This is a genomic window from Aliivibrio logei, from assembly GCF_001691055.1.
In the GTDB taxonomy this organism is placed as follows: Bacteria; Pseudomonadota; Gammaproteobacteria; order Enterobacterales; family Vibrionaceae; genus Aliivibrio; species Aliivibrio salmonicida.
Genome location: NZ_MAJU01000008.1, coordinates 415932 through 428019 on the forward strand (window position 1 = coordinate 415932; position 12088 = coordinate 428019).

The 12088-nt window shown below is 34.8% G+C and carries 9 protein-coding genes and 1 pseudogene; 6 read left to right on the forward strand and 4 right to left on the reverse strand.

Going from position 1 to position 12088, the window contains the following annotated elements; genetic code table 11:
• Positions 1-498, forward strand: a pseudogene (locus A6E04_RS20920) (transposase); the annotation flags it as partial.
• 200 nt (positions 499-698) lie between these two features.
• Here A6E04_RS20920 and A6E04_RS06100 read toward each other — a convergent pair.
• Genes A6E04_RS06100 through A6E04_RS06115 form a run of 4 tightly spaced genes read right to left on the reverse strand, consistent with a single transcriptional unit; the run spans position 699 to position 8228 of the window.
• On the reverse strand, positions 699-2510 hold the full coding sequence (locus tag A6E04_RS06100) for a hypothetical protein (RefSeq protein ID WP_065610500.1): 1812 nt from the start codon (positions 2508-2510) through the stop codon (positions 699-701).
• Complete coding sequence (locus A6E04_RS06105) at positions 2497-4866, reverse strand: polysaccharide lyase 8 family protein (RefSeq protein WP_065610502.1); 2370 nt, start codon at positions 4864-4866, stop codon at positions 2497-2499. The genes A6E04_RS06100 and A6E04_RS06105 overlap by 14 nt, the downstream gene beginning before the upstream one ends.
• A gap of 8 nt (positions 4867-4874) precedes the next feature.
• Complete coding sequence (locus A6E04_RS06110; RefSeq protein ID WP_065610504.1) at positions 4875-7262, reverse strand: polysaccharide lyase 8 family protein; 2388 nt, start codon at positions 7260-7262, stop codon at positions 4875-4877.
• Between the two features lie 9 nt (positions 7263-7271).
• Positions 7272-8228, reverse strand: a complete 957-nt coding sequence (locus A6E04_RS06115) for a hypothetical protein (protein WP_065610506.1) — start codon at positions 8226-8228, stop codon at positions 7272-7274.
• 421 nt (positions 8229-8649) lie between these two features.
• Between A6E04_RS06115 and A6E04_RS06120 the strand changes: the two genes are divergently transcribed.
• From A6E04_RS06120 to agaF, 5 genes are all read left to right on the forward strand, one after another.
• Positions 8650-9447 (forward strand): DeoR/GlpR family DNA-binding transcription regulator, encoded by a 798-nt coding sequence (locus tag A6E04_RS06120; protein WP_065610508.1) that lies wholly within the window; start codon positions 8650-8652, stop codon positions 9445-9447.
• Positions 9448-9467: 20 nt separating this feature from the next.
• Positions 9468-9956 (forward strand): PTS sugar transporter subunit IIB, encoded by a 489-nt coding sequence (locus tag A6E04_RS06125; RefSeq protein WP_065591057.1) that lies wholly within the window; start codon positions 9468-9470, stop codon positions 9954-9956.
• 11 nt (positions 9957-9967) lie between these two features.
• Positions 9968-10738: a PTS N-acetylgalactosamine transporter subunit IIC gene (gene agaW / locus A6E04_RS06130; protein WP_065591056.1), complete on the forward strand. Its 771-nt coding sequence runs from the start codon at positions 9968-9970 to the stop codon at positions 10736-10738.
• 76 nt (positions 10739-10814) lie between these two features.
• Positions 10815-11630 (forward strand): PTS system mannose/fructose/sorbose family transporter subunit IID, encoded by an 816-nt coding sequence (locus A6E04_RS06135; RefSeq protein ID WP_422614047.1) that lies wholly within the window; start codon positions 10815-10817, stop codon positions 11628-11630.
• 9 nt (positions 11631-11639) lie between these two features.
• Positions 11640-12080: a PTS galactosamine/N-acetylgalactosamine transporter subunit IIA gene (gene agaF / locus A6E04_RS06140; RefSeq protein ID WP_065610510.1), complete on the forward strand. Its 441-nt coding sequence runs from the start codon at positions 11640-11642 to the stop codon at positions 12078-12080.
• Positions 12081-12088 lie beyond the last annotated feature (8 nt).

The window sequence follows — 12088 nt, forward strand, 5'->3', positions numbered from 1 at the left end:
CCCTTTATCATCATGCGTTTCAGAGCTTTATTAACTCGATTTTCAAACTAATGGAAGTACCGTTAACATCCCTTGACTATACTTGTATTAGCAAGCGTTCAAAGATGGTAGAAGTAAAATATCGTAATAAGTCTCGAGGCAGAATTTGTCATTTAACAAGTCTGAAATATTTGGGGATGGATCTTATGATACAAAAAAGTGCTATGACGTACTGTAACGAAAAAGTATAACTCCACTGATACCTCCTCATAAAAACGCTCGTTTCTGGGACCCAGAACATCCAAAAAATAAAGCAGTTAAAGCGCTAAAATCTAACTAATTAATCCAATAGAAAATCGATTCGAGTTACCATACTCGATAATTCTCTAAGACAGTAATATCTCAATACAAAAAACTATCAAATAAGCTTGAGTAATTATGACACTCAAGTGGTCAGGTGCTGGCTAATGTGAAACCATAAATAAAGTCATAAGGCTAGGTATACCAGTTAGAAATTAATGGGTGGCTACTGGACTCAACTATACAATCTATCAATTTAACTAGTAACAAATTTAAATCCGCTACTGCTTAATTAGTTCACTATTACATGATACTTATATCATTAACTAGATATTTTAATTCACTCAGATCTAAAACTAGGTTTAACGTCAATAGAAATGAGTAAGATGTACTTCCTAAGAAAGAAGTACAACCCACAACTATTTCCAACCAATCGCAATATTTTTAAAGCGAATAATCTGATTTTCTTTACCACCAACAGTATGACGGTAAGAATCAAAGTTAGCAGTAAAACTAACAGTATCTAAGAATTCAGGTTCAACAATTTGATGCTGCACCACATTAAACGCCTCTCCACCAAATTTATTGGGGTCAGTTTTAAAATATGTATTTCCGCTTAAAATATAATCAATATTACCTAGCCCTTCCTCATCGAACAATAATGTTTGAATGGTTGGATGCCAAGTACCTTTACTTGTATATGATTTACCGATATCTAACCAGCCTAAATCTTTATGTGGTGGGTTGTTAAATTTAGCTGAAAAACGCTTATATTTACTGGTTGAATAACGATGATCTGAAAGCATATTCATGCCATTATTCAATGTAATGTTAGGCAAGAAAATCAAGTCATTATTAGTTGATGAATCCTTATCTAAAAACACATCATAAGCAATACAGGCTCCGGAAAGAGAGGTATCCGGCATAGGGAATGGAACTTTCAAGCTAGAACCATTTTCTGCATCATTAACTGAACCTTGCCCTGCCATATACGTTACTTCAAGAGCCAGCTCTCCACCAAAATCAACAACAGCCATGTTATTACGATTCGTATCATAATCAGAAGGTAAACCATTATTATCACCTATCTGCTTTGCAATACCATCAATAAGCGCCTGTCCAGTTAATCCCTTAAGTTTAGAAAGATCTAGATTTCTTGCTTGATTAAACCCTTTCTCAGTACAAGCATTTACTGGTGTAGGTTCAACAGGAACATCTGGCAACGTCACTATTTCATCATTCCAGGCAATGGCTAAATCTTTAATTTGAATGACTTGCTCTTGTAGATCACTATCTTGATCTGCACCATGTTTATAATGACGGTAGAATTCAAATAACGTTGCTAATTTATAATTATGAGTACTATTGATTAACGTTCGATCATTAAACGATCCTGCTTTAGGTGCAATTTGTACTGTATCATGCAGAACGACAATTGAACCATTATCTAAGGGCACCCCTGCAAAAAAATCATTCGTTTTAATATTTAATTGGACAATATTCCATGTTTGATTATTTGCTTTTAATGGCTTATTAAGCTTTTGAAACTGTTGATTAAATAGATCTTTATTTCCATCCATGAATCTTGTATTTAAATAACCATAACGATCGGTAGAGAATTTATAAGTGAAACCTACGCCTTCAGCACTTGGTTTGTTTTCAACTAATGGGTCACCACTTGTAAAACCTCCTAAGAAAATATAATCCGGTGATTTAGAAAGACTACCAAAACCAAGAGATGTACTTAATTTAAACTGATAAGACATTGATGCTTCTTTAACTAAACCATTTGGTAATTCAATCAGTAAACTAAATCCATTAGCAACAGCATTAGAGCTTGATGGCGCACCCATTACACCTTTATCTATTTTAGTTTCAAGTACATACTTATCACCATTTTGAACTACATTTAAATTTGTTACATCCCATGCATTAGCTCCTCCCATCCCCCATTTTGGGATGATTTTAAATTGGCCTGATTTCGCAGTTAAGTCCGAATTTAATTGCTTTTCAATTCCTGAAATAAGTTCGGTTCCACTAAGGCCTGCAAGCTCTTCTAGGTTAGGTACTATTATATTTTTAAAATCACCAATAATAGGTTTGCTACTATCAATCGGAGGTAACGTTGGTGCTGTTGGTTTACGGGGTTTATCTGCACTTTCATTACCGCAACCAGCTAGAGTAAAAGATATAACCATAGCTAAAATATATTTAGTCTTATTCGAGTTCATTAGTTTTTCCCTTTAATGAAAAAGTATAGGTATCGCCATGTAAATCATTAAGATCAACAGTTAAGTTTCTGTCATCTATATAAACGCGATCATGTACATCATCACTTATTACAAATGATGCATTTAACGCAAACTTTATTGGTTGTTGCGAATGCATAGGGTCTGAAACTGAAATTTTCATTTCATCTCCAGTTGTCTTTATCATAATAGATAAAGGGGTTAACGCATTAACAATTCCCACTGAACCTGGTTTCCAAAAATTAGAAGTTAATATATTTAATCTTTTATGATTAACGGCATGTGCCACCGAATCATTTCGTATGATTTCAATTGCAACCTCAGAGCCCTCTTTATTATTAGAGTTTGGAATAATCATATATTGATAAGAATCATCCATTATTTCATGTTTTATAGAAGCAGTAACAAAACAATTAGATAATGTCCCATAACCAGTACCAATATCAGACCAATTTCCTTTATTTTCTTTAATTTCAACCGTTGTATTATTACTACCAAATACAATATAAGAAATTGGATTAATTTGATTTTGAATTTTTATATCTAACTCTTTAAGTTCCCCTACAAAATTAGGATTACTAGTATAATTAATATTATTTATTCCAATTTCAGAACCACATTCTATTTTTCTATTTTCAATAATAGTCCTTGCATTACTACTGCTATTATTTTGAATACTAGATCCTAAGGCAACAATTTCATTATCAAACATAAACCATGATTTTTTCGCTCTTAAAAGATCGTTGTGGTTTGTAAAATCAAAACCCGCAACACCGTAACCTTCTAAAGAAGTACCTCCTGACCATTCAATTAGATCTTGTCGTCCATCACGTTGTTCACTTCTTTGCCCCGAACAGTTATCTCTAACTTCATCAAGAACTGTTGTTCCTGCTAATTGATAGGGATCTACAATCGCAAAGTAACCCGTATAGTGATCACGTTGACCATTATATAAATAGTTCATTCCATCAGATGTATACCACCCCTTTAAATTTTCACCATTAACGCATTCATAGTTACCGACACGATTTGAGTGCATTGCAATCCCAAATGACCAAGTATCACGATGGTGTACAACTCTATCCATTGCTGGGAATTGATGATGCTCTTTTTGCTGATCCAACAATAAAACGCTATCATCACTCACAATGTTCTGTGCTAATTGATATGTATTAATTGAAGTAACAGAACTAAAATAATCAAGGAAGGTATCATTCAATATTTGAGTTTTAATTAAGGATTTCAGTTTATCTTTATCATCCCCTTTTGCTGATCCGACATACAACAGCATTGACTCAATAACAGAGTGCCCAACCTTATGATTTTGTCCAGAAACCCTTGAGATTGCCCGACCGTTAACAAAATCCATCATTCGACCATCAATCATTAAAGGTGTAAATGAATTAAAGATAATAGGATAAATATTAGAAAACTCATCTGTAAGAGAAACATCAGTCTCTCGAATCGATCCTAATATCATCCCTAACCCTTTGATTAATTCATTTCCATACGTCCCTGTATATGGAATATCTTTGTGTTGAACAAATGAATTATCAATATAAAAACCGTCACTATTATCAACATAATTGATAACAGGCATAATGGCATCGATAGCAGCTTTAAATTCATTTTCATTATTTTCTAAAACACTACGAATTAATACAACTCGTGCATTATCAATTCTATTTGCTCCAGTTGTTTCAAAAGGTTTTGGACTACTTGAACTTCCAGCACCAAGTCCTTCACTAAAATGTGTCGGGTTTGGAACAAAATATCGAGTGGCATTAATGTATTGTTTTAGTAGTTTACTATTAACATTACTTCCCATTAGCAATAAAATATCATTTATATTTTTAGGAACACCAACTTGCCAATGCCACCAATTACCAAACTCTTGTACATCAGTTTTGTAATATTGTTGATTTAATAATTCTAAACTTTCAATAATGATTCTATTTAAATCAGCATTTCCTTTAAATTCGCCTCCAGGTAAATTATACACACGAGCCATAGACAACAATCGTTGGTATGTTTTGTGTAATTGATTACCCAATTCATTATTAGGAACATCAAGACGTATATCAGACCACAAACCAGTTCTAGATAAAGTGTGGTTTGCCAACCACACTTTAGTTTGAGAATTAAGCTTGTTAACTACTGCATGTAGATCGTCATCAAACGGTAGTGATGAATCGCCAATAAAATAACTATTCCACTGTGTACGAAAATCAATAAATTGAATTTCAGATTTTAATGGTTCATTTTTTTCATCTGAACCACCACAACCAGTTAACACTCCAACAATTAATGCTATGGTAGTATATTTAAACGATTTCATCACTTATCTTACTTAATGCGTTTTAATGTAAACGTATAACTTGAACCAGCTAAATCAGATAGATCCGCCGAAATTTTATTACTATTTAACGCTATACGACTTTCAATATCAGTCATCATTTCAAACTGACCATCAATAACAAACTTAGTGTTAAACCAGCTACGAGTAGGGTCCGATACTGAAATAGTAATTAACCCATTACTCTCTTTAGTTATAATAGACATGGAAGAGTCAGATTTAATATGACCTGCTTTACCATCATCAAAAAAGTTAGCTGCAAAAATACCCAGTTTGTTATGCATTACTGCTTGAACATCGCTTGTATTAGACACTATGGTTATTGCAGGTATAGCTATTGTTTCTTGTTCTGGAATAATTGCATAAGCATATGTACCAAGATCCCCTTTATGCTCGATTGTAGCTTCAACAAAACATGCCTCTACAGAACCTTTATTATTACCAATATCAGACCAATCACCAGAACGACATTTTTTAGAAATTGTTATTGGTTGCTCATCTAAACTCACGTATTGCAGCGGAGCTTTTGAATCACTGTATTTAATTGATAATCGATCTAATTTACCAACAAACTCATTATCTAGGCCTAACACGCTACCATTAACTTTAACGACTGACTCTAAATCAATTTTACGGTTTTCAATCGTAGTAATCGCTTTATTATCGCTTGAATTTTCAATAGCAGACCCTAAAGCAATAATTTCATCATCAAACATGAACCAGGATTTCTTAGCCTTCAGATCACGATTAAAATTAACAAAATCCATACCAGTGACACCGTAACCTTCTAATACCGCACCACCAGTCCATCCCATTGAACGGTTACGTCCATCTCGCTGAGTTGAAAGCTGACCAGTACAAATATCCCTTTCAACTAAAAGAGTCGTCGTACCTGCCAACTTATATGGGTCAACTGTTACCCAATAGCCATTTTGATAATGATCTTGTTCATTATACAAATACGTCATTCCATCTGCTGTATGCCAACCTTTTAGGTTTTCATTATTTATACATTCGTAGTTACCAACACGTTTTGAATGCATTGCAATACCAAAAGACCAATTATTGCGGTGGTGAACAGCTCGATCCATTTCTGCAAATTGTTTATGGAATACAGGCTTATTCACCGTTATATCTTTGGACTTCATCAATGCATGAGCAATTTGATATGAGCTTAAAATGCCAGATCTTTCTAGTCCATTATTTGAATTCACTAATTGAGATTTAATAAAAACTTCGAGTTGCTGTTTATATTCTGGTGGTGCGCCATCTAAATAGAGCATCATTGCACTTAGAATCGACTGACCAACTTTATCATTTTGACCATATAAACGAGAAATAGCACGGCCATTAACCATATCCATCATGCGGCCATCAACCATTAATGGGGCGAAAGATTCTAGTAACAGCGGGTATATTTTTTGCAAATTAGGATCTGTTGCTTGGTATGGTGTATTCGATACCACACCTAGTAACATGCCTAGCCCTTCAATCATTACCTGTCCATACGTACCACTATAAGGTAAATCTTTATGTTGAATATAAGATCCGTCCTTATAAAAACCATCCCCTTCTTTTACATAAGGAATGACACTTGATAATGCTTCAATTGCCTCTTTTATTTCACTTTCATTATTTTCAAGCAACCCTCGGATCAGTACAACCTGAGCATTATCAGTACGATTTCCCCCTGTAGATTCCCACATTAAAGGCGCACTCGAATACGGAGCCCCATAACCTTCACTTAGATGGGTTGCTCGAGGTACAAAATAACGAGTCGCATCAATATAATTGGCTATAATTTCATAGGGGATATCATCATATAGAATGACTAGTGTATTATTAACAACACGGCTAATTCCTAGCTCCCATTGCCACCAATTACCATACTCTGCAGTACCTACCTGATAATAATGCTCGTTTAGAAACGCCAAACTATCAATGACCATTTCACGTAATTTTGAATCACCTTCAAGCTCTCCGCCTTTTAACTTATATGCACGAGCAAGCGTAAAAATGCGTTGATAAGTCTTATATAACTGAGCTCCTAATTGTAAACGACCTTCTGAACTGTCATTATCAAGAGAAACATCTGTCCATAATCCTTCTTTATTAAGTTGCAAGGTTTTAAGTAACTCTAATGCTTCATTATTAATCGCTGTAACTTCAGCACTTAACTTTGCATTCATTGGTAAATTAGGATCACCTAAGAAGTACGAAGCCCAACGAATTCGCATCGCAGAAAATGTCTCTTCTTGTGAAGATATTTTTATTTGTTGATCCGTGTCATGTGATGTAATTGCCAAAACTGGAGTACTTAACGCACCAAAAATGATAGACATTGACACAGCAAGAACGGATAGATTTAAATTTTCCAAAATATGTCCTTAAAATACGTATTGCATACCAAGCTTTGCAAAGAATTTATTGCGATAAGGCAATGCTTTTACAGTGCCACTTCCACCATCGTAATAACTGTTTTTTTCTTCTTGCCAATACGTTTCATAAACCAAATTCAACTTACCGGAAATCCCAACATTTCCGAAAACACCTGCTCGTGAGTAGTTTTTATCAAGTTCTATCCCCCAACGTTCAGGGTCATAATGAGAACGTTCTATAATATTTCGACCCAGACCAATCCGCACAAATGGATTTATGGTTACACGCCCAACCTTTTGGGTATAAACCAAACGAAATTGCCAATAATCAATGTCATAGTTATTTTCAAAGCTATCGAACTCAGTATAAAAGTGTGGCTTTATTGATGAGGTAGTATTAATACGATGAATTAAACCAAATTCATATTCATAACCCCAATCAACATAGTCTTCTGCTTGTGAATCCATCGAACGTTTACCGCGAGCTTGTCCAAGATAGACATGACCATTAGTAAATAATTGATTTGTCGGATTAATAAAATAATCTACTTGTGGATAGACACGATATTCAACCTCATAACGATCAATATCATATCCGTTGTAGCGAACGCCTACACCAGAACGAAAACGCCATGCACCAAATCTGTCTGATTGCGTGTAATGCATTTCTGCACGCTCTGTCATTGATGTAATTTCGTTAGGAAATAAATCAGCATTTATGTATTCTTTTTTAAAATATCTCCCCCAAATATTCCATTCATTACTATTTGGTGAATGTGAAAATCGAATATATGGTACATAAGCAGTTAATTGTTCGTATAAATGTTCCTTACCCGACTCATCAATTTCATTGAAATATTCTTCATATTCCGATCCGACCTCAACCCATGTTCGAGCTGATAACGGCAATGCAATTGCGGTAGCTGCCAATCCAAGAATGACAACAGTGCAAGCATTAATTCTCATAGTGTTTTACCTCTAAATAATACGATCAAGTAAAAATCCCCAACGCTTTCTTTTTTCATTATATTCATAAAATTTTTACTTTCTTTCACTTTGATCACAATTTGAGAAACTAAAAGAAAAAAGAATTAAATTGCTGTATCATTAAATAATGCTGTATATAGTTTGCTCTATAGCAGTAAATATTATAATTGCTCAACCATAATTACGTTTTTACACAAAATATTGAGTCTCACTTCAACCATTAATACTCATTTGGTATTAGTAAAAGTGTATTACTGCTATATATCACGCAAGTAAATCATCAATTGTATGATGTATGTCACGTATCAATAATGAGAATGTGAGCTTCATCATGCTTATTGTAAAAATCAATTGCCGAAATTATCGTCCTACGCCAGACTACAAATGAAAGTGAAAACAAATGAAAATTACATTAAACAGCGATACCACTAAACCGTCATTAGAAAGACGATTAGAAATAGTAAACCTTGTCGGATTAAGAGGAAAATTACATGTTGATGAACTATCAACAATTTTTCATGTGACAGGAGCAACAATTAGAGCTGATTTAAGATTTCTTGAAAAGAATGGATTTCTAATCAGAGCTCATGGATATGCACTAGTTAACAAAGCTGTACTTTCTCAACTATCTGATAGTAATAAGAAGGCTCAGCAAACCGTTGATTCAAGACTAGATTTCTTTGGCCAAACGGTCGCGAAGTTACTACAAGAAAATGATTCTATTTTCATTGATAGCAATAAGTTAATTAGACAGTCAATGAGAGCAGTAAAAGACTGGCGTCATTCAAAGGTAGTTAGTAATGATTTGAACTTAGTAAGAACCTTACATATTCAAAATATACACTTATTTATGACGGGTGGTCGCGTTAACCTTGATCTAATGAAGTTCACAGGTTCACAAATGATAAAAAATGTGAAAAGTCATCGATTTAGTAAATCATTCATCTTTATTGATGGATTTAGCTCTTCACAAGGTGTGTTTGCTAATAGTGAATCAGACGCTGAGTTAATCAAAACACTACGTGACATATCTGAACAAATTATTGTGATTGCCACTTCAGAATGTTTTGAAAACCATAGTCAATTTTGGGTTTTTGACACGAGTTCAATTGATGCGGTTATCACTGATGAAAATGTGTCGATGGAAGTTTTAGATAATTTAAAATCTAACAACGTAACAATTTTTAAACCAACTTAACTTACTTAAAGGAAAAACAAATGGCTAATATCGTTTTAGCTCGTATTGATGAACGCCTAATTCACGGTCAAATCCGATTACAATGGGGCAAACATTCAGGTGCGAATACTATAATTGTTGCAAATGACGAAATTGCAGGGCTTGAGCCGCTTCAAGGTCCATTCAAAGCTTCTGCCGGTAGTGATTTTGCTGTTCTATTTCGAACTATTCAGCAAACAATAGATAACCTACCTAAAGCAGGGCCAGATCGTAAAATTTTAGTTCTTTGTAAAGATCCAATAGATTTTGCCCGCATCGTTCAAGGTGGTATCAAACTACCTCATATTAACATTGGTAATATGCATTTTCATGAAGGTCGCATTCAAGTTAACAAATATATAAATGTTAACGAAAAAGACATGGAAGCATTTGAAATCCTTAAAGAACATGGTAGCTCGTGCACTGTTCAACACATGCCAGAAAGTGAAAAAGAATGTATTTTCTCACTAACTAAAAACCTAAATATTTAAGGCGAATTAAAATGTTAATGGAAGCTATTTTAGTCGGTATATGGGCCGCATTATGTGGTATTGATAAATTTGATATCTTTACTGGTATTCACAGACCGCTCGTCACAGGTACTGTTGTTGGTTTAATTCTTGGGGACTTACAAACAGGATTAATTGCGGGTGCTACATTTGAACTCGCTTGGTTAGGTCTAGTATCAAATGCTGGCGTTCAACCACCAGATACAACCATCGGCGCAATCGTTGGTACCATGTTCGCAATTAAATTAAACATGACACCTGAAGCTGCTATTGGTATGTCGATCCCTTTTGCTCTTGCAATGCAAACTGCCGTTATTTTCTTATTCACATCTTGTGCACCAATGATGCAAAAAGCGGATCAGTACGCATCTGAACTTAACTTAAAAGGATTAGACAAACTACTTTATTTAGGATTAAGCGCTCGAGCTTTGCTTTACGGCATTGTTGGTTTTAGTGCGATTTTCTTTGGCGTGTCAGGTGCTGAGTTTATTCAAGAATATCTACCAGAAAGTATTGTTAAAGGTATGGCGATTGCCGGTGGCATGATGCCAGCAGTAGGTTTCGCGATGCTACTTCGAACCATGTTCAACATTCAAATATTACCTTACTTCTTTTTAGGATTTATTTGTGCAACTTATTTCGATCTTCCAATTTTAGCTGTCGCTGTAATCTTCACATGTATTGCAGTCCTTGATTATTTAAATAGTAATAAATCAGATTCAAACAATGCTTCTAACACAAAAGGATTTGACGATGAGCTCTAATATTAATATGGATTTGAACGATAACTTCTACCAAGGTCAATCACCTAATAAAGTAAACACTGATACCGAAGTAGATATGAACCATGACACTTATCATGACCAGACAACTAAAAAAGTCATCACTAAGAATGACTTATGGAAAATTGGTTTTCGTGGATTATTAATGGAAGGTAACTTTAACTATAACCGTATGCAAGCGGGTGGTTTCTGTTATTCAATAAGCCCAGCATTAAAAAAGATCCACTCTAACCCTGAGGATCTTAAAAAAGCATTGAAGAACAATTTACAATTTTACAATGCTAATCCAAAAATGTTTACCCTTCCCCTTGGCTTAGCTATTGCAATGGAAGAGAACAAAGAAAAGCCATCAACTATTGCTTCAGTTAAAGCGGCAACTATGGGCTCAGTGTCTGGTGTAGGTGATGCACTGGACCACTCTGTTATGCTCCCTCTAACATTAGCTATCGGTTGTTCTATTGCTCTACAAGGCAATCCTTTAGGTGTTTTAGTATTCTTTGTTTTATACCAAGCGTACCGTATTCCTATGTATTTCTGGTTACTGTTCTTAGGCTATAACGCTGGTGTTTCAGCATTAGAAAAATTATCAGACCAAGCAGAGAAATTAGGCCGTGCAGCTAACATCGTTGGTTTAGGTGTTATTGGTTCAATGGTAGCAAAATTCGTTAAAGTGAAAACGGATATTGTTCTTGAGGCTGGTGCTGCATCTATCAGCTTACAAACTGGTATGTTCGATAAGATAATGCCAAACATATTACCAATGCTACTGGTTTGGTTAATGTACTACTTTGTTAAAAAAGGTAAATCTCCAACAGTTTTAATTTTTGGTACTTTATTTGCCGGTGTTGGCGGTCATTTACTTGGTATTTTTTAAGGATTAAAAATGATTGGTATTATTGTTTCTGGACACATAAATTTCGCGTCGGGTATGAAATCAGCAGTTGATGCCATTGTTGGTGAACAAAGTTCTATCGAGTTCATTGACTTTGTTCCATCAATTACCACTGAAGAGCTTGAACATAAAATGATCAACGCTGTTGAGAGAGTAAATAATGGTCAAGGCGTTTTATTTCTGACTGATGTTATCGGGGGTTCTCCTTGTAACCGAGCAGTAGCTATCATGCTCTCTCGAAATGACGTTAAGGTTATTGGGGGTTGTAATCTGCCAATGATTACAAATGCATGTTTTGAACGTGATGATGTGTCATTAGAAGAACTGTCTGAGATCGTTTTAGAGATAGGTCGATCAACAATGAATGATATGCACCTTGTCATCCAAGAACAAGAAGCAAATACAAGTGACGAATTTGAAGACGCTCTTTAATTACTCAA